Below are 19751 nucleotides of genomic sequence, written 5' to 3'. Positions count from 1 at the left end.
ACTGGGCTTAACATTGACGTGCTTCAGACTCACTTCAAGTCAAAGCAGGTGTTTATGAATGGAATACATCAAACACCGATGTAATCCATGATCCCTTCTGCTGCTTTACGGCCTTCATCGATAGCGGTAACCACCAGGTCACTACCACGCACCATATCGCCACCGGCAAATACTTGCGGATGTGAGGTCTGGTAAGCAAACTTACCAGCAGCAGGTGCGCGTACACGACCCTTTTCGTCAAGCATAATACCAAATTCAGCAAACCATGGGGCAGGACTTGGCTGGAAACCAAATGCGATAATTACGGCATCTGCTTCAAGTATGTGCTCTGAGCCTTCAACTTCAACAGGGCGTCGACGACCATTTGCATCAGGCGGTCCCATCTCAGTTTTTACCAGTTTAACGCCACAGGCTTTACCGTTTTCATCTACCGCAATGTCTAACGGTTGGAGGTTAAACTTAAACTCAACGCCCTCTTCCTTGGCGTTTACAACTTCGCGGCGAGAGCCTGGCATACTTTCTTCATCACGGCGGTACGCACAGGTAACTTGCGCAGCGCCCTGGCGTATAGACGTTCGCACACAGTCCATGGTGGTATCACCACCCCCGAGCACTACTACGCGCTTGCCTTTCATATCAATGTAATCGGCAGGGTCTTTTTCAAGGCCCATTACACGATTGGTGTTAGCAATAAGGAAAGGTAGTGCTTCGTGTACGCCCTCTACTTGCTCGTTATCAAAACCACCTTGCATAGACTTATATGTGCCCATGCCAAGGAAAACTGCATCGTATTTATCGAGCAAGTCTTGGAATTGAATGTCTTTGCCAATTTCGGTGTTAAGCACAAACTCAACGCCCATTTCAGTAAAAATTTGGCGGCGAAGCTTGATTACGTCTTTCTCCAATTTGAAAGACGGAATACCAAATGTAAGTAGGCCACCGATTTCTTCGTATTTGTCGTAAACAACAGGTTTTACGCCGTTACGAACCAGAATATCAGCACATGCAAGACCAGCAGGGCCAGCACCTACAATCGCCACTTTCTTATCGGTCCAAACTACGTCCGACATATCAGGGCGCCAGCCCATTTTAAATGCAGTATCGGTAATGTACTTTTCAATACTGCCGATAGTGACTGCACCAAAGTCGTCATTTAGCGTACATGCACCTTCACATAGTCTGTCTTGTGGACAAACACGACCACAGACTTCTGGTAAGCTGTTGGTTTTATGCGAAAGTTCAGCCGCCTCTAAAATGCGCCCTTCATTCGCCAAGCTCAACCACTGCGGAATGTAGTTGTGAACTGGACATTTCCACTCACAATACGGGTTACCGCAGTCCAAGCAGCGATCTGCTTGGCCTTCGGTTTGAGACTGGCTTAACGGTTGATAAATTTCCGCGAACTCTTGTTTACGCACCATGATCGGCTTTTTCGGCGGATCGATACGTTCAACATCGACAAATTGATATACGTTCTTTGCCATAAACTAAATCCTCCTACTGAGCCTGAATGCGTAATTCAGCACTTGAACGACTGATGTGACCAAGCAAGTTTTTCACATCGCTGGTTTTGGGTTTAATCAGTTTGAAGCGTTTAAGCGTGTCAGCAAAGTCTGTCAGTAGCGACAATGAATGCTCACTGCCCGTTTCTTCATAATGTTGATTAATCAAACCACGTAAGTGTTCAGCAAGAATGGCTTTATCTTCTATCGACATAATATCAACAAGCTCAGCGTTAACACGGTTATCAAGGTCGTCGTTATCATCCATTAAATACGCGAAACCACCTGTCATACCTGCGCCAAAGTTAACGCCAACCGGGCCAAGTACTGCAACAATGCCGCCTGTCATATATTCACAGCCGTTATCACCAATGCCTTCGACTACTGCAATAGCACCAGAGTTACGTACACCAAAACGTTCGCCTGCACGGCCCGCTGCAAATAGCTTACCGCCAGTAGCACCGTATAGACATGTGTTACCCATAATGGCGCTGTCGTGCGCGTCAAAGCTAATATTGCGTGGCGGGTGAATCACTAGCTTACCGCCGGTCATACCTTTACCCACATAGTCATTTGCATCACCTTCAAGGTGCATATGCAAACCACCTGCATTCCACACACCAAAGCTTTGGCCGGCAGTGCCGGTAAGCTCTACTTTTATCGGCGTATCTTCAAAGTCGTGGTTACCGTGGTGCTTAGCAATTTCGCCTGACAACAGAGCGCCAACCGAACGGTCAGTATTGCGTATTGGGTATTTAAGCGTAGTCGATTTACCATCGATAACGGCTTGTTGCCCGTCTTTAAGCATCTGCGCATTCAACTCGCCCTTATCTACAGGCGCGTTAGTCGTTTCTGAACAGAATAACCGCGTGTGCTCACCTGCTTGCGGCTGCACTAATAACGGTGATAAATCTAAACGGTTTTGCTTCGCGGTAATGCCGTCTAATACGCTAAGTAGTTCAGTGCGACCAACAAGGTCGTCAAATTTAGCAATACCTATCGACGCCATAATTTCTCGTACTTCCTGTGCGATAAACTTAAAGTAGTTCATCACCATCTCAGGAAGACCGATAAAGTGGTCGTCACGCAGTTTCTGATCTTGCGTTGCAACACCGGTCGCACAGTTGTTCAAATGGCAAATTCGTAGGTACTTACAGCCTAACGCTACCATTGGGCCAGTACCAAAACCGAAGCTTTCTGCACCTAAAATACCCGCTTTCACTACGTCTAAGCCCGTTTTTAAACCACCGTCGGTTTGAACGCGTACTTTGTGGCGTAAGCCGTTTTCGATTAGGGCTTGCTGAGTTTCAGATAAGCCTAGTTCAAAAGGACTACCCGCATATTTAACTGACGTTAGTGGGCTTGCACCTGTACCGCCGTCGTAACCTGAAATGGTAATCAGGTCGGCATAGGCCTTTGCAACACCAGTAGCAATAGTGCCTACACCTGGTTCAGATACCAATTTCACAGAGATAAGTGCAGTTGGGTTGACCTGTTTTAAATCGAAAATTAGCTGGGCTAAATCTTCAATCGAATAGATATCATGGTGTGGCGGTGGAGAGATAAGGGTTACGCCAGGTACAGAGAAACGCAGCTGCGCAATGTACTTGTTCACCTTATCGCCCGGTAACTGACCGCCCTCACCAGGTTTTGCACCTTGCGCTACTTTAATTTGAATAACGCTGGCATTAACTAGGTAGTGTGGTGTTACGCCAAAGCGACCAGATGCCACTTGCTTAATTTTTGAGTTTTTCTCAGTTCCAAAGCGAGAAGGGTGTTCACCACCTTCACCAGAGTTAGACTGACCACCCAAACGGTTCATGGCAATGGCCAACGCTTCATGTGCTTCTGGACTTAGTGCACCAATAGACATGGCCGCCGTGTCGAAACGAGGGAACAAGTTTTCCGCCGCTTCTACTTCGCTAACATCAATTGGGTCACAGTCAGGGTTTAACGCCAGCAAATCACGAATATGTGCAGGAGCGCGTTCGTTAACAAGTTTTGCATAAACCTGATAGTCGTCATAGTTACCTGACACAACCGCTTTTTGAAGTGTGCTTACTACGTCTGGGTTATAAGCGTGATATTCACCACCGTGGACGTATTTAAGAAGACCGCCGTGGTCTACTGATTTACGTTTAAGCCAAGCGACGCGATTTAAGTTAATTAAATCTTGTTGGAAATCATCGAAGCCGGCGCCTTGAATACGTGAAGTAACGCCATTAAAGCAAAGTTGCATTACTTCGTTATTAATACCAATGGCCTCAAACAGCTTAGAGCTTCTGTAGCTAGCAACGGTACTAATGCCCATTTTCGACATAATCTTGTACAGACCTTTGTTGATACCTTTACGGTAATTCAACGTGGCCTGCATGGGCGTAATATCAAGTTCGCCTTTCTCGCAAAGTTGCTCAATAGTTTCATAAGCAAGGAAAGGATAAATCGCTGTTGCACCTAAACCTATAAGCACCGCAAAGTGATGCGGATCTCGTGCACTAGCGGTTTCAACAACTATGTTGGCATCGCAGCGTAGTGACTTCTCAACTAAGCGACGCTGTACGGCACCAACGGCCATTGCCGCAGGGATAACTAAACGGTTTTGCTTGATATTTCTATCTGACAAAATAACGAACGCAGCACGTTTGTTTTTCACCAGCATTTCGACTTCATTACATACACGTTCAATAGCTTTCTTTAAGCCTTCTTGTGGCGCATATTGAAGCTCTACTACTTCGGAGTAATAGTTGTCCGGATTAAATTCACGTAGCTGTTTCAGGTCGGTATACATCAATATTGGCGAGTCAAACAATACGCGGTCTGCGTAGCCTGAGGTTTCGCTAAATACGTTTTGTTCACGACCAATACAGGTTGCTAACGACATAACGTGGTTTTCACGCAGTGGGTCAATTGGTGGGTTAGTTACCTGAGCAAATTGCTGACGGAAGTAGTCATACACTGTGCGCTGACGCGATGACATCACCGCCATTGGCGTGTCGTCACCCATAGAGCCCACGGCTTCTTGGCCGTCTTTTGCCAGTACCTTAACAACCTGTTGAATTTCTTCGTAGCTATACGCGTGAAGCTTGTGATACACCGCCATGGCGTCGTCATCGAACACACGCTTACCAATAAGCGATGCATCGAGTTGTTCAATCGGCGTTAAACGACGAATGTGCTTTTCTAGCCACTCTTTATAAGGATGACGTTCTTTTAAGTCATCATCAATTTCGTTTGAGCGCCAGATTTTACCGGTGTAAGTATCAACGGCAAGCATTTCACCAGGACCAACGCGGCCCTTTTCAATAACGTCGGCTTGCTCGTAATCCCAAATGCCCACTTCTGAGGCAAGGGTAATAAAACCATTTTTGGTAATGACGTAGCGAGCAGGGCGTAAACCATTTCTATCGAGGTTACACGCAACATGGCGGCCATTAGTCAATACGATACCGGCTGGACCATCCCACGGCTCCATGTGCATAGAGTTGAACTCATAAAATGCACGAAGGTCGTCATCCATGGTTTTGTTGTTTTGATATGCTGGTGGCACAAGCAAACGCATAGCACGGAATAAGTCCATACCGCCTGCCAAGAACAGCTCTAGCATATTATCAAGAGACGACGAGTCTGAGCCTTCAGTGTTTACAAAAGGTGCTGCGTCTTTCAAATCTGGGATAAGCGGTGTAGCGAATTTTGCAGCACGTGCCATTGCCCAGTCGCGGTTTCCTTTAATGGTGTTAATTTCACCATTGTGCGCAAGGAAACGGAAGGGTTGTGCTAATGGCCAGCGTGGCAATGTGTTAGTAGAAAAGCGCTGGTGGAATACACATATTGCGCTTTGCATGCGCTCATCGGCAAGATCGTGATAAAAGGCAGGTAGATCTTTCGGCATTACCAAGCCTTTATAGATTGTTACAAGGCCTGACAAGCAAGCAACGTAAAAATCTGGATCGGCTTCAAGGCGCTTTTCTGCTCTACGGCGGATCATATAAAGGCGACGCTCTAGGTCGCGTTTACGCCAACCCGCAGGGGCATTCACAAATACTTGTTCGATTTGCGGTACGCCTGTGAGTGCGAGTTCGCCGAGTACTGAGCGGTCGACAGGCACTTCGCGCCAGCCCACTACTGATAGCGTTTCTCTTTCTAGTTCTTCATTTAGTATCTCACGCGCAGTTTGCGCAAGTACTGGGTCCTGACTTAAAAAAATCATGCCCACGCCGTATTTTTTGCTGAGTTTCCAGCCATTTTCTTCGGCGATTGCATGGAAGAACGCATCCGGTTTTTGCAGTAGTAAACCACAGCCATCACCGGTTTTCCCGTCTGCGGCGATACCGCCACGATGCTGCATACGGTCTAGGCCGTGAATTGCAGTTGTTACCAATTCATGACTGGCTTCCCCGTGGGTGTGGGCGATTAAGCCAAACCCGCAGTTGTCCCGGGAATCATTGGGATTATATAAACTCATCTCTTAACTCCTTCAACCTTTTGACTGGGCAAGGTATGCGTTGCGTGTAGATGCGCCTAGGTTTGCGTATCACAACATGGTTAGACGTCTTTTGTGCTCACACGCGTTATTGCGTGCGGCCTGCGCCTTTCTTGTCGTTTATTTATTATTAGAGGATTCCAGTCTTTCCGCATTTTTATGCATTATTGCGATGCGGGCCGTACAAAATACCCACATTAAAATCTAAAATCAAACGTAAAAAGTGTCACTGATATAGTGAATTAGTATAACTCGCTGAAAATCTATATTTTTCAATGTTATACATTTAAAAAATATGGGTTGTAACGGATTTGTTATAATTTTATTAACGTCTTGGTTAGTGTATCTTCAAATGATAACGGCTCTCATTTAAAAAGTGGTTATGAATAATTATGCTTTGATTTTATTGTTTTATGTTGTCAATGGGCTAAAGAATGTATTTTTATGTAGATGTAAACATCAAGTTCCACTTGAAATTGATGTTTGCTATATTGGTTAAAAAGTGAGCTAATGTAAAGTGTGGTGATCTTAATCAAGCCAATAAATATGCACTGAATAGATGTACGCAGTGCTACTGCAAACATCTACTTAAAGGGATTTTTATGCCGACTTCATCTTTCGTACCATCAAGTACCCTCGTGATGAAATCCCATTTACTCAATGGTCCAAATGTCAGTTTCTCCCCATCGCCTAATTCTTCTGGCAGTTTTGATGAAGATTTGCCTGACACTATTGTCATTCATTTCACAGCTGGAAGTAGCTTAGCCTCTTCTGTAGATGTGATGACGAATCCTGATAGCCAAGTTTCCGCCCACTTTGCGATTGGCAGAAATGGTGACATTGTCCAAATGCTGCCGACCAATAAGATTGCATGGCATGCGGGTAAAAGTAGTTACAAAGGCAGAACAAATCTCAATCGGTATTCAATAGGCATTGAGTTAGATAATGCAGGACAGTTAACGCAAAATAGTCGAGGCGAGTTTAAAACGTGGTTCGGAAAAACATGTCACCAAGATGATGTTGTTGAAGCTGTACATCGAAACCAAACGGCAAAAACCTACTGGCACAAGTTTACCGATGAGCAAATCGCGAGAACGTATGCTTTGTGTAAAGCGTTGTGTCAGCGTTATCACATAAAGGTGATTGTTGGCCACGAAGAAATCGCACCAGTAAGAAAGATTGACCCGGGTCCTGCGTTTCCCCTTGATGAACTGCGAGCGAGGTTGCTGAACATAAAAATAGAGCCTGCGAGAGAAACAAAAATATCAGCGCAAAGTGCTTTTAACAGCGCTGAACGGGAAGTTGTGAGCAAAAAGCGGGCTAGTGTGAATGCAAGCACACTAAATGTCCGCTTGGGCCCGGGTACAGACTTCGAGAAAATACAAGGTGAGGTCAACAAAGGCGATATGCTTACCATTATCGAAAAGCAGGGAGAGTGGGCCAGAGTGTCTTACACAGCTACGGGTTGGGTAAACACGCGATACATCAATGAAGTTAGTGAAAAGTTACCAAGTAAATGACGGCAATTACGTTGTACATTCCCGAAGCGCACAAAGCCTGCTAGGATAGGGGCAAAATAAGCTTAGATTAGACGTACATGCATTCAGATTCACCAAACGATTCTTGGGCAATTCGGTTTGCTCAATTTGTTCAACGTTTTGGCACATTGAAACTCAGCATTCTCTTCGTAGTGCTGTCGTTGGTGTTCACGTTGGGAGGTTCATATGTTATCCGCGTGAGTATGGGAAGCCAAGTTCAGCCCGATGATTTCATAAGCGCAGTTGTGCTCACCATGCTATCCGCTCCATGGGTGCTGTATTTTTTCAGCGAGCTTATTAAGCAGCTGGAAAATTCACGCACAAATTTGAAAGAAGTGGTAAGCCAACTTGAAAGTCTTCGCGAAGAAGACGTGTTCTTGAATCGAGAGCTTCAAAGCAATATTCGCCAACTTAACCATGAAATAGAGCAGCGTAAGCAAGCACAAGAAGAACGCGAAGCCCTGTTTAAAGACTTGGAAAAAGAAATACAAGACAAATCTGAACAGGAAGCACAAGCCAGACGTTTATCAACACTCTTGCGGTCAATTATCGATGCGTCACCGGATCTCATCTACTATCGCAATGAAGAAGGTCGCTTTGCAGGTTGTAATCGTATTGCCGAGTTGATGACAGGCAAAACGGAACAAGAGCTTCTTGGGCTAACGCCAAAAGATGTGTATGAAGAAGAACTCGCTCGTCAAATCGTTGCTAGTGACCATGAAGTCTTAGAGACAAATGCAAGCATCACTGAAGAGTTGTGGTTGCGCTTTGCCGATGGGCGTCGTCGCTACTTCGAAATGAAGCGTGTGCCGTTTTTCGATAAAGAAGGTAACCGCTTAGGTTTGTTATCGTTTGGTCGAGACATGACAGAGCGCAAGCAAGCAGAAAATGCAGCAGCGAAAGCGAGTACCGACAAAACGCGTTTTATTGCAACGATTAGCCATGAGTTGCGTACGCCGCTTAACGGTATCGTTGGGCTTAGTCGTATGTTACGTGACACTGATTTAAGCGATGAGCAGTTCAGTTGGGTAAGTACAATTTATGCCAGTGCAATTACGTTAGGTAATATTTTTAACGACATTATCGACCTAGATAAACTCGACAGAGATAAATTAGAACTTAGCCTTAAAACGGTTTCGCTTAAAGATTTCACGGAAGAGCTAAGTAGTATTATTCGCTTACTTGCTGCGGATAAACAGTTAGAACTGAAAACGACAATCAACGAGCCGTTGCCACGTTTGGTTGAAATTGACGGTACACGCTTACGCCAAATTTTGTGGAATATTTTGTTCAATGCAGTCAAGTTCACGCAAAAGGGGCACGTAAGTTTGTCGGTGTCATCGACGAAACCTGACGGTGATAAGGCGTATGTTACCTTCATTATTGAAGATACCGGAGTGGGTATTCCAGAGAGCGAAATAGAGAAGATTTTCGCCATGTATTACCAAGTCGATCATCCAGATCATCAGTCAGCTACAGGTACCGGCATTGGACTTGCTATTTGTAAGCAAATGGTCGACTTGATGAAAGGCGAAATTCACGTTTCAAGCCAAGTGGGCAAGGGAACTCGATTTGAAATTGTACTGCCCGTGCAAATTTCAAATAGCCCGATGAAAGTCGCGCAGCTAGAAGTGACTGGTCTTAATATCCTACTGGTAGAAGATATCGAGCTTAACGTTATGGTAGCGAAGGCCTTGCTTGAAAAGCTTGGTCAAAAAGTAGATGTCGCTATGACGGGGCAAGAAGCCATTGATAAAGCACGCGCCAATCAATATGACTTGATCCTTCTTGATATTCAGTTGCCTGATATGACAGGTTTTGACGTTGCCAGTACGCTCATTGAGGAAGACTTGGTCATGCAAACTCCCATTGTGGCGTTAACCGCAAATGTCATTAAAAAGCGTGATGAGTATTTAGAAAACGGTATGGATGATGTCATCGCCAAGCCTATCAAAAAGTCTCGTGTGATCGAGGTGTTTAATGAACTGTTTCATGCGCCACCGGCGCCTCTTGAAGTTGACGGTGAAGTAGAACGTCCTGAGCCGAACAAAACATTAAGTAACATTTTAGATATGGACTTACTACAGATGTTGGTTGATACCATAGGCGACGAAATGGTGCGTGCTAGCGTGAAAGTATTCCAAGAGAAAATGCCAGAGTATATGGAAATTCTGCAGTTGAGCTTAAGTGCTGATGAAAAATCAGAAGTATGCTCTCAGGCACATAAAATAAAAGGTGCAGCAGGCTCTGTAGGTTTGGCACGTGTGCAGCGTATAGCAAACCAAATTCAGCAAGGCGATCACCCTACATGGTGGGAGAACGTGCATGACTGGGTTGAAGAGCTTCAGATGGCGGTTCAACACGATATGAAAGCACTTCACGACTGGTTGAATGAACAACAAGTTGACGATTAAAACAGGCCTATAACTAAAATAACGAGACTATTCGTTCATTTAAAAAGGGGCTTTTGCCCCTTTTTTAGTGGAAGCGAAAAAGCAAAAGGAAGATGAGTATGATGAACCAAGTAGATTTGCAGCCTGATAATGTTCAATTTTCAAATCAGCAAGTGCGTTACGATGAGTTACCACATTTAGACGCGCTAGTGCTCGAGCCTATTAGCCCCAAGTATCGAATGCTTAACCTCGTGTTTGTAACACTCTTAGCACTTATTTTGATTGGGGTTGTGTCTGTTTTACGGTTTAACCCCTTTTTCGATTTGCCTGAAGATTTAGTCTACGCCTACCCCTTTATTGTTGGAGTTATTAGCACATTGGGACTTGTTTGGTTTACCTATCACTGGTTTGCCGACACCAAAATTATGTACGCCGTGCGAGAACAAGATATTAGCAAACAGTCTGGTTTAGTGTTCAGAGGGCTTTCTTGTCAGCCAATTTTACGAGTACAGCATGTTGAAGTAAAAAGAGGTCCATTCGATAGATGGGCGGGGCTGGCGAAACTGCAAGTTTTCTCTGCAGGTGGCGAAATGCATACCTTCGAAATACCGGGTCTTCCCCTTGAGCGCGCACAACGAATTCGCCAATATATCCTCGATCATAAAGATGTGAGTGCACGCTAATGTCAGAGCAAACCACGTCTATGCCACAAGAGGCGACACCGACAAAAGTTGAAACCGGTGATGATTGGAGAAGGCTGTCACCCATTGCCATTGTTTACTTTACGGTGCGCAATATTATCAATACTGCACAAGGACTGGTCTATGCCATCCCTGCAATTGCGGTGAGTCTCAATATCTTCGAAAACCTCAACTCACCGGAAGCCTATATCGGTATTGCCGCTGTCATTATTCTTACCACATTAAGCGGCGTTGTAAGTTTCTTGATGTATAAGTTTAGGGTTCATAATCAGCATGTAGAAATTCATACAGGAGTGTTTCAACGCCGTTATACCAACTTGCCGCTATGGCGCATTCAGAACGTTAAAATAGAGTTGCCCTTTTATTATCGGCCATTTGGATATGCGTTAGTTGTGTTAGATACGGCAGGTAGCGGAAAAGAGGAAGCTAAAATTGTCGCAGTGCCGTTAGACTATGCCCATGCACTCAAAAAACGCGTGTTATTTGAGAAAGCCCACCGCGATGATTCCGCCAATACTTCATCGACGGATATGAATGATACCGTGGATGAGACAGCGACTTCGCAGCAAGACGCCTCTGAAGAAATTCTTAATACTCGCTCAGTAGGTGACATTGTGATCCACGGCATCACCAACAACAGAGTGTGGATCATATTGGGAGCGGCAGCGCCGTTTTACGATGACGTTATAGGATTTGTATCTGAGTGGCTTGCTGAAAAAGGGCTGCAACTCAACCAGTTAGTAGGTGAACAAGCGATAGCGTGGTGGCAGTTTAGTTTGTACGCATTTGTCATTATTATGATGGTGATGGCTGCAATGGCTTTACTTAGCGTAGGCGGGGCACTATTTACGTTTTATGGGTATACACTCTCTCGGGCTGGCGACAGGTATATTCGAAGAAGCGGACTCCTTAATAAGCTAGAAGTCAGCATGCGTGCGTCGCGTATTCAAATGATAACTGCAAAACAGGACTGGCTAGATAAAGTCCTCAAGCGGGTAAATTTGTACTTCGAGCAAAACACAACGGCAAGCCAACAAGTGCAAGAGTTAATGTCGCCTAACAAGCTTATTGTGCCTTCTGTAACCGAGTCGGAAGCCTTAGCCTTAAGTCGTGAAGTTATGCCAGGGTGTGATCTTCATCATCAAACTTATCAAACCATTAGCAAGCGCTTTATACTCCATTGGTTAGCGGTTGCCTGGACGGTACCTTTCTTATTCGCACTTTGTGTGGGCATTATTAGTGATCATCTAGATATTATCTTGTTGTCTTTAAGTGGGTTTACTGCCGTTGGTCTACTATTGACTCTACGCTGGTGGCGCTGGGGTATTGCGTTTGATAAAAACTACGTTTACGTCAGACGCGGCCGAATAGGAGTAGACTATTTGTGTTTTGAGCCCTACAAAGTGCAACAAGTTATGGTAAAACAAAGTGTATTTATGAAGCGCAGAGGGCTCGCTACGTTAAAAGTTGTCCTCGCTTCCGGTGCAGTGACCGTCCCTTTTCTACCAGAACAGTATGTGCATGAACTTGCAGATAGTATTTTACATGAGGTGGAATCGACTAGGCGTTCGTGGATGTAGAAAAGCATCAATGCGCAGGGCTAGTTCGTTAGGCCTGCGCTTTTGTTTCATCCCGGGTGACAATACGATCCTTACCACTGTGCTTAGCCTGATAAAGTCGTGCATCTGCAACGTCCAGTTGCGATTCAAGACAATCGAACTCTTCTGCACACACGCCAATACTACATGTAATATTAAATTTATGATTGGTAAACTGTGTGGTACGAACCGCATTCATAAATTGCGATAGCGCTGCTAAATAGGCTTTCGGCGGTCTTAAAGAAACAACCGTGAATTCCTCTCCACCATAGCGCACAATAAGGTCATCTGGGAAATATTCTTGCAATAATGCAGCGAACTCCTGTAGCAACATATCACCGGTTTTGTGGCCCAGGGTATCGTTTACGTTTTTGAAGTTGTCAGCATCTATCATCGACACAATAACCTGATTGCGCGACGCTTTGTTGGCATACAATTCTTCAGCAACTTCGTAAAGGTAGCGGCGGTTGTAGACTTTTGTAAGCGGATCTAAATTGGCAGAATCTCTAATGGTTTGGATCATTTCTTGAGACTCTAAGTTTTGCATTACACGGCAATAAAACTCTTCGTGATAAAACGGCTTCGAAAGGAAATCGTTTGCTCCGCTTTTTATAAATTTTGAGGTGAGCACGCTGTCGCCAGTCGCAGAAAGCCCGATGAAAACTAAGTCTTGCATGCGCTTTTCGTGACGAATAGCCTTAACAAGTTCATATCCGTCCATGTTGGGCATTCTATGATCGGAAATTACCATCTTTATATCGCGATGTTGTTCAAGTACTCCAAGTGCTTCTATACCATCAGAGGCTTCGTGGACTTGGAATTTAAATTTCTTCAATAACGAACAGATGTGGTTGCGACTGGTTTTCGAGTCTTCAACCACTAACACGCGAGTTGTGAGGTTCTTACGTAAGCGATCGATAAGCTTCGATACTTGTAAATAAGAGTACCGAGATTCTTTAGTGATATAGTCTAATACGCCCTGATCAAGCAGTTGGGCACGAGTAAATTCATCAAAATTACCAGTAAGTACAATGGTAGGGAGGTTGTATGACAGCGCCAACTCTACACTTTCGCCATTCGGTGCATCGGGCAAATTCAAGTCGACTATCGCTGCAAGGTAATCTGAATTGTTAGCAAGCGCAGTGCTGGCCTCAGCTAAATCTTCACAAAGATCGCAAGTAAAATGAGGGTTATCCTCAATAAGTTTATTAACGATCTTTCGGACAGTCGCGCTATCCTCAACAACAAGAACTTTGTACATGTGAACCACTCGTAACGCTTATGCAATTATCATAACCAATAAATTTAAAAAAAGCCCTTCAAATAAGAGCTTTTCATACGAATGTCTATGGGATTGCATACGTAAAAGTGTTGTTCTGTGATCAGCTTTGTTCCTCTGGAACACGAACAAACCCTTCCATTAGTACACGGGCGCTGCGGCTCATAACTGCCTGATCAATAGACCACTTATCGTCATTGAAAGACGCCTTAGCACCCACTCGCAATGTGCCAGAAGGGTGTCCAAATGTCACAGAATCCCTATCTTCGCCACCTGCCGCTAAGTTCACTAAGGTTCCCGGAATAGCTGCTGCCGCAGCAATGGCAACAGCAGCCGTACCCATCATGGCGTGATGCAGTTTGCCCATAGACAATGCACGTACTAATACATCAATATCAGACCCCAGCACATCTTTGCCACTTGATGCTTTATACGCTTTAGGGGGAGCAACAAACGCTACCTTGGGAGTATGTTGACGACTAGCAGCTTCACCAATATCTTTAATCAATCCCATTTGCACTGCACCATGGGCACGAATGGCTTCAAATTTATTAAGCGCCTCGTTATCCCCATTGATGTCATCTTGAAGCTCTGTTCCCACATACCCAATATCTTCAGCGTTAATAAATATAGTAGGAATACCAGCATTTATCATTGTGGCTTGCAGCGAGCCTACACCTGGGACATCAAGGGTATCGACTAAACGTCCTGTGGGGAAAATAGCGCCTTCGCCATCTGCAGGGTCAACAAAAGCGACTTCGACTTCCGCGGCAGGGAAGGTAACGCCGTCTAGTTCAAAATCGCCGGTTTCCTGCACTTCGCCATTTGTGATGGGCACTTTAGCGATAATGGCTTTATTGATATTGGCTTGCCAAATATTCACTGTAGCAATGCCGTTTTCGGGTATTTTAGCCTTGTCGACAAGACCATTACTGATAGCAAACGCGCCAACGGCGGCTGTTAAATTACCGCAGTTACCGCTCCAGTCGACAAAGGGCTTATCGATAGCGACTTGACCAAACAAATAATCTACGTCGTAGCCTTCACGTTCACTTTTACTCAGTATAACTGTTTTACTGGTACTAGAGGTTGCACCGCCCATACCGTCGGTTTGTTTTCCGTATGGATCGGGGCTACCAATTACGCGTAACAGCAATGCATCTCGCGCCGGACCGGGCTTCTGCGCAGCCTCTGGCAAATCAGTTAAGTTAAAAAACACACCCTTACTGGTACCGCCACGCATGTAGGTAGCCGGTACTCGAAGTTGTGGCGCATACTTTGTCATGTTTTTTCCTTTCTTCAATAAGAGAGCGTTGAGGCTCCGTTAAAACACGCCGTGAATACTTCCTTGTAGGCTCTCGGGGCGCGTCCATGCGCCCCGAAGGTTTCAACGTAGCCTCAACACCCTCTTAAATTAAAAACCATTTTATCTGGAGAGAAGTAAGGTTGTTCGTGATTTGAAACACGCTGTGAACACATCCATGTGAGCTCCCCAGCCGCATCCTTGCGGCTGGAGGGATTCAAATCACAAACAGCTTCCACCCAAAAGTAATAAACTCTTTCGAGAGGGGAGGTCTATGCCCCGAAGGTTTCAACTTAGCCTCAACGCCCTCTTCAATTAAAAAACATTTTATCTGGAGAGAAGTAAGGTTGTTCGTGATTTGAAACACGCTGTGAACACATCCATGTGCGCTCCCCAGCCGCATCCTTGCGGCTGGAGGATTTCAAATCACAAACAGCTTCCACCCAAAAGTAATAAACTCTTTCGAGAGGGGAGGTCTAAGCCCCGAAGGTTGTAACCGTGCCTCAACACTCTCTTCAATTAAAAACCATTTTATCTGGAGAGAAGTAAGGTTGTTCGCGATTTGAAACACGCTGTGAACACGTTCGTGTGCGCTCCCCAGCCGAATCCTCGCGGTTAGAAGGTTTCAAATCGCAACCCACTTCCACTCAAAGGTAATCAACTTTTTAGAGAGGAGAGGTTTACGCTCCGAAGTTTTTAATCGCAACCAACTTCCTTCCAAAAGTACCAAACACTTCTAGGAGAGTGGGAGCATACGCCTCGGAGGTTTCAAAAGAGTCTCTAAACTCTCTCTAAACTAAAAAGCTAAACGAGCTGACACTTCCTCCGTCCAACAGCTAGATAGCAAAGGAAGTGCTGAGTCGGTTTCGGGACCCTCAATTCGCATGGATGCGAATTGGGAGCCTACATGGAAGTATTTACGGCGTGTCCCGTAAACGGCTCAGTTCTTCCTAGCTAAGCTAACGGAATCAGCTAGCTTCAGCTTCCAAGAAGTCCTTGGCGAAGCGCTGTAATACACCGCCTGCGCTGTAAATAGAGACTTCTTCTGCAGTATCTAAACGACAGGTTACAGGCACTTCTAGCTGCTCACCGTTTTGACGGTTAACTACGAGTGTCAATGTTGCACCTGGTGAAGGTTCGCCGCTAACGTCGTACGTTTCTGTGCCATCTAGCTCAAGGGTTTTACGCGTTGTGCCAGGTTTAAACTCAAGCGGTAGCACGCCCATACCAATAAGGTTGGTGCGGTGAATACGCTCAAAGCCTTCTGCCACAATGACTTCAACACCAGCAAGACGTACGCCTTTAGCTGCCCAGTCGCGAGACGAGCCCTGACCGTAGTCGGCGCCAGCAACAATGATTAGCGGTTGTCTGCGGTTCATGTAGGTTTCAATCGCTTCCCACATGCGCATCACTTGGCCCTCTGGCTCAACGCGGGCAAGAGAGCCTTGCTTCACTTCACCGTTCTCTAGCACCATCTCGTTGAACACTTTCGGGTTAGCAAGGGTAGCGCGTTGTGCGGTTAAGTGATCACCACGGTGTGTGGCGTACGAGTTAAAGTCTTCTTCAGGCAAGCCCATTTTGTGAAGGTATTCACCCGCTGCACTGCTGGCTAGAATAGCGTTTGAAGGCGATAGGTGATCGGTAGTAATGTTGTCACCTAAAATAGCCAGCGGACGCATTCCTTTCATGGTGCGCTCTGCATCCATTGCGCCTTCCCAATAGGGTGGACGGCGAATGTAGGTGCTCATTTCACGCCAGTCATAAAGTGGGTTAATGTCTTTGCCGTAATCAACGCTTAAGTCGAACATTGGCTCGTACACTTTTCTAAAGTGCTCTGGCTTCACTGACTTCGCTACAATGGCATCAATTTCTTCGTCGCTTGGCCAAATGTCTTTAAGCGTGACTGGGTTGCCGTCTTTGTCGGTACCTAAAACGTCTTTTTCAATATCAAAGCGAATGGTACCGGCAATAGCGTACGCTACTACTAGTGGCGGCGATGCCAAGAATGCTTGTTTAGCATACGGGTGAATACGGCCGTCGAAGTTACGGTTACCCGACAACACTGCTGTTGAGTAAAGGTCGCGGTCGATGATTTCTTGCTGAATTTTCGAGTCTAACGCACCGCTCATGCCGTTACAGGTAGTACAGGCAAATGCTACAACGCCAAAGCCTAAATCTTCCAGCTCGCTCATTAGGTTAGCTTCTTCAAGGTAAAGCTTAACGGCTTTAGAGCCTGGTGCTAATGAGCTTTTTACCCATGGTTTACGGGTTAAACCGCGCTGGTTTGCGTTGCGTGCAAGCAGACCTGCCGCAATAACATTGCGCGGGTTAGATGTATTGGTACAGCTGGTGATAGCCGCGATAATAACCGCGCCATCAGGCATTTTGCCTTCTTCTTCATCCCATTTGGCAGCAATGCCGCGGCTTTCTAAGTCGCTGGTAGGTAAGCGAGCGTGAGGGTTAGAAGGGCCTGCCATGTTACGACCAACGGCAGAAAGGTCGAACGTAAGCACGCGTTCGTATTCTGCTGTTGCTAAGTCATCTGCCCACAAACCAGTGTGCTTGGCATATTGTTCAACCAATGCAATTTGCTTTTCTTCACGCCCAGTCAGGCGTAAGTAATCAATGGTTTGCTGGTCAATGTAGAACATAGCGGCAGTGGCGCCGTATTCCGGTGTCATGTTCGAAATAGTAGCGCGGTCGCCTAGCGTAAGATGCGATGCACCTTCGCCGAAGAATTCCAAATACGCTGATACCACACGCTCTTTACGCAAGAACTCTGTTAATGCTAATACAATGTCGGTTGCAGTAATGCCTGGCTGTGGTTTGCCCGTTAGCTCAACACCTACAATGTCTGGCAGACGCATGTAAGACGCACGGCCTAGCATAACGCTTTCCGCTTCAAGGCCACCAACGCCTACGGCAATTACACCAAGTGCATCAACATGCGGCGTGTGGCTGTCGGTACCTACCAATGTGTCAGGGAAAGCAACGCCATCGCGAGCTTGAATAACCGGTGACATACGCTCCAAGTTGATTTGGTGCATGATGCCGTTACCCGGAGGGATAACATCTACGTTTTTAAACGCGGTTTTTGTCCAGTTGATAAAATGAAAACGATCGTCGTTACGTCTGTCTTCAATAGCGCGGTTCTTTTCAAACGCGTCTTTTTCAAAGCCAGCGTGCTCTACCGCTAGCGAGTGATCCACTATCAGCTGCGTTGGTACTACTGGGTTAACCTTGGCCGGATCGCCGCCTTTTGCTGCAATAGCATCGCGAAGGCCTGCTAAGTCTACAAGTGCCGTTTGCCCTAAGATATCATGGCACACCACGCGAGCAGGAAACCACGGAAAGTCTAAGTCGCGCTTGCGATAAATAAGCTGTTTAAGCGAGTTGGTGAGCATCTCAGGTGCGCATTTGCGCACCAAGTTTTCAGCCAGTACACGCGATGTATAAGGTAGCTTGGCATAGGCGCCTGGTTCAATAGCATCTACCGCTTCACGGGTATCGAAAAAATCGATACCTGCGTTTGGAAGCGGTTTACGGTAATCAATATTCATAAAACCCCAACCTTAATCTTAGGCGCGTTCGCTAATAGCTGGCACTGGGCGTAGTTCTTCGCCTGTGTATTCTGCTGATGGACGAATAATACGGTTGTCAGCGCGCTGTTCCATAACATGTGCCGCCCAACCTGTTAGACGAGACATTACGAAGATTGGAGTAAATAGCGGTGTAGGAATACCCATAAAGTTGTACGCAGACGCGTGGAAGAAATCGGCGTTACAGAATAGCTTCTTCTCGCGCCACATCACTTCTTCACAGCGAACTGACACAGGGTAAAGCACGTCGTCGCCCACATCGGCAGCTAGCTTTTCAGACCATTGTTTAATGATTTCATTACGCGGGTCAGACTCAGAGTAAATTGCGTGACCAAAGCCCATGATCTTCTCTTTGCGCTCAAGCATGCCCATCATTTTTTCTTCAGCATCATCAGGTGAAGTGAAGCCTTCAATCATTTCCATAGCGGCTTCGTTAGCGCCACCGTGAAGTGGACCACGCAGTGAACCGATAGCACCGGTTACACAAGAATGCATATCAGATAAGGTTGAAGCACAAACACGTGCAGTGAAGGTCGACGCATTAAATTCATGCTCTGCATACAGAATTAGCGATACATGCATGACTTGCTCATGCAGTTCACGTGGTTTTTCGCCGTGAAGCATGTGAAGGAAGTGGCCACCAATTGAGTCGTCATCGGTTTCAACGTCTACGCGCACGCCGTCGTGCGAAAAGCGGTACCAGTAACAAATGATGCTTGGGAAACATGCCAACATACGATCGGTTACGTCTTGCTGCTCATCGAAGCTGGTTTCCATTTCAAGGTTACCTAGCATTGAACAACCTGTGCGAAGTACGTCCATTGGGTGGGCATTTTTCGGAATACGTTCTAATACTTCTTTCAGTGCTGTTGGAAGACCACGCATGCCGCGAAGTTTAGTTTTATAAGCGTCTAGTTCAGACTGGTTAGGTAGCTTGCCCTTTAAAATAAGGTACGCTACTTCTTCAAATTGACAGTTTTGCGCTAAGTCTTTTACGTCGTAACCGCGATACGTTAAACCAGAACCTGATTTACCTACGGTTGATAATGCTGTTTTACCTGCAACTTGGCCGCGTAAACCCGCGCCACTTAACTGTTTAGCCATCTTGTTGTCTCCGGTCTTGTGTAATTTGTAAGGTACTTAAAAACTCTATTTAAAATAAAAAGCGAAATACTCAGCTTTGAGTGGGGTGCGAGACACCGAGAGAGTGGGGGCGGTGCGTAGGGCGTTACCCCTCCGAGGCATGGATGCCGAGGCGGAGCCCCCATGGATGGGTTCACGGCGTGGTAACGCCCTACGTATCGCTCCCGGTCCAATGGTGCCTCGCACCCCACTCGTTCACAGCTGGGTCGTATTGG

At 46.0% G+C, this 19751-nt stretch carries 10 protein-coding genes; 4 read left to right on the top strand and 6 right to left on the bottom strand.

Annotation, left to right across the window (positions count from 1 at the left end; all coding sequences use genetic code 11):
• Nucleotides 1–68 precede the first annotated feature (68 nt).
• Nucleotides 69–1484 (bottom strand): FAD-dependent oxidoreductase, encoded by a 1416-nt coding sequence (locus OZ660_RS15320; protein WP_202262326.1) that lies wholly within the window; start codon nucleotides 1482–1484, stop codon nucleotides 69–71.
• Between the two features lie 13 nt (nucleotides 1485–1497).
• Complete coding sequence (gene gltB, locus OZ660_RS15315; protein ID WP_274741504.1) at nucleotides 1498–5964, bottom strand: glutamate synthase large subunit; 4467 nt, start codon at nucleotides 5962–5964, stop codon at nucleotides 1498–1500.
• 620 nt (nucleotides 5965–6584) lie between these two features.
• Here gltB and OZ660_RS15310 point away from each other — a divergent pair.
• The 4 genes from OZ660_RS15310 to OZ660_RS15295 all read left to right on the top strand — a co-directional run bounded on the left by OZ660_RS15310 (nucleotide 6585) and on the right by OZ660_RS15295 (nucleotide 12194).
• Nucleotides 6585–7502 carry an N-acetylmuramoyl-L-alanine amidase gene (locus OZ660_RS15310; RefSeq protein ID WP_274741503.1) on the top strand — a complete coding sequence of 306 codons (918 nt, stop codon included), beginning with the start codon at nucleotides 6585–6587 and terminating at the stop codon, nucleotides 7500–7502.
• Nucleotides 7503–7579: 77 nt separating this feature from the next.
• A complete protein-coding gene (gene arcB, locus OZ660_RS15305) occupies nucleotides 7580–9934 on the top strand; it encodes an aerobic respiration two-component sensor histidine kinase ArcB (protein WP_226432197.1) in 2355 nt (784 codons plus the stop codon).
• 98 nt (nucleotides 9935–10032) lie between these two features.
• Entirely contained in the window at nucleotides 10033–10596 is a 564-nt protein-coding gene (locus OZ660_RS15300) for a PH domain-containing protein (protein WP_274741502.1), read from the top strand.
• Nucleotides 10596–12194, top strand: coding sequence for a PH domain-containing protein (locus OZ660_RS15295; protein WP_274741500.1), 1599 nt, complete (start codon nucleotides 10596–10598; stop codon nucleotides 12192–12194). Before OZ660_RS15300 ends, OZ660_RS15295 begins: the two co-directional genes overlap by 1 nt.
• Before the next feature lie 28 nt (nucleotides 12195–12222).
• Here the strand turns inward: OZ660_RS15295 and OZ660_RS15290 are convergent, their stop codons facing one another.
• From OZ660_RS15290 to prpC, 4 genes are all read right to left on the bottom strand, one after another.
• Entirely contained in the window at nucleotides 12223–13473 is a 1251-nt protein-coding gene (locus OZ660_RS15290) for a diguanylate cyclase (RefSeq protein WP_202262321.1), read from the bottom strand.
• Between the two features lie 121 nt (nucleotides 13474–13594).
• On the bottom strand, nucleotides 13595–14776 hold the full coding sequence (gene prpF, locus OZ660_RS15285; RefSeq protein WP_274741499.1) for a 2-methylaconitate cis-trans isomerase PrpF: 1182 nt from the start codon (nucleotides 14774–14776) through the stop codon (nucleotides 13595–13597).
• A gap of 986 nt (nucleotides 14777–15762) precedes the next feature.
• Entirely contained in the window at nucleotides 15763–18354 is a 2592-nt protein-coding gene (gene acnD, locus OZ660_RS15280; RefSeq protein ID WP_274741498.1) for a Fe/S-dependent 2-methylisocitrate dehydratase AcnD, read from the bottom strand.
• An 18-nt stretch (nucleotides 18355–18372) separates the two neighbouring features.
• Complete coding sequence (gene prpC / locus OZ660_RS15275; protein ID WP_071815806.1) at nucleotides 18373–19497, bottom strand: bifunctional 2-methylcitrate synthase/citrate synthase; 1125 nt, start codon at nucleotides 19495–19497, stop codon at nucleotides 18373–18375.
• Nucleotides 19498–19751: the final 254 nt, after the last annotated feature.

This window comes from Alteromonas sp. 009811495 (assembly GCF_028865455.1).
Lineage (GTDB): Bacteria > Pseudomonadota > Gammaproteobacteria > Enterobacterales > Alteromonadaceae > Alteromonas.
Note: the sequence above shows the minus strand (reverse complement) of the source record. Positions and strands in the feature narration are given on the sequence as shown.

Excerpts from the sequence above, each read along its gene's own strand:
- OZ660_RS15320 (WP_202262326.1), bottom strand. The coding sequence starts at position 1,484 with ATGGCAAAGAACGTATATCAATTTGTCGATGTTGAACGTATCGATCCG.
- gltB (WP_274741504.1), bottom strand. The coding sequence starts at position 5,964 with ATGAGTTTATATAATCCCAATGATTCCCGGGACAACTGCGGGTTTGGC.
- OZ660_RS15310 (WP_274741503.1), top strand. The coding sequence starts at position 6,585 with ATGCCGACTTCATCTTTCGTACCATCAAGTACCCTCGTGATGAAATCC.
- arcB (WP_226432197.1), top strand. The coding sequence starts at position 7,580 with ATGCATTCAGATTCACCAAACGATTCTTGGGCAATTCGGTTTGCTCAA.
- OZ660_RS15300 (WP_274741502.1), top strand. The coding sequence starts at position 10,033 with ATGATGAACCAAGTAGATTTGCAGCCTGATAATGTTCAATTTTCAAAT.
- OZ660_RS15295 (WP_274741500.1), top strand. The coding sequence starts at position 10,596 with ATGTCAGAGCAAACCACGTCTATGCCACAAGAGGCGACACCGACAAAA.
- OZ660_RS15290 (WP_202262321.1), bottom strand. The coding sequence starts at position 13,473 with ATGTACAAAGTTCTTGTTGTTGAGGATAGCGCGACTGTCCGAAAGATC.
- prpF (WP_274741499.1), bottom strand. The coding sequence starts at position 14,776 with ATGACAAAGTATGCGCCACAACTTCGAGTACCGGCTACCTACATGCGT.
- acnD (WP_274741498.1), bottom strand. The coding sequence starts at position 18,354 with ATGAATATTGATTACCGTAAACCGCTTCCAAACGCAGGTATCGATTTT.
- prpC (WP_071815806.1), bottom strand. The coding sequence starts at position 19,497 with ATGGCTAAACAGTTAAGTGGCGCGGGTTTACGCGGCCAAGTTGCAGGT.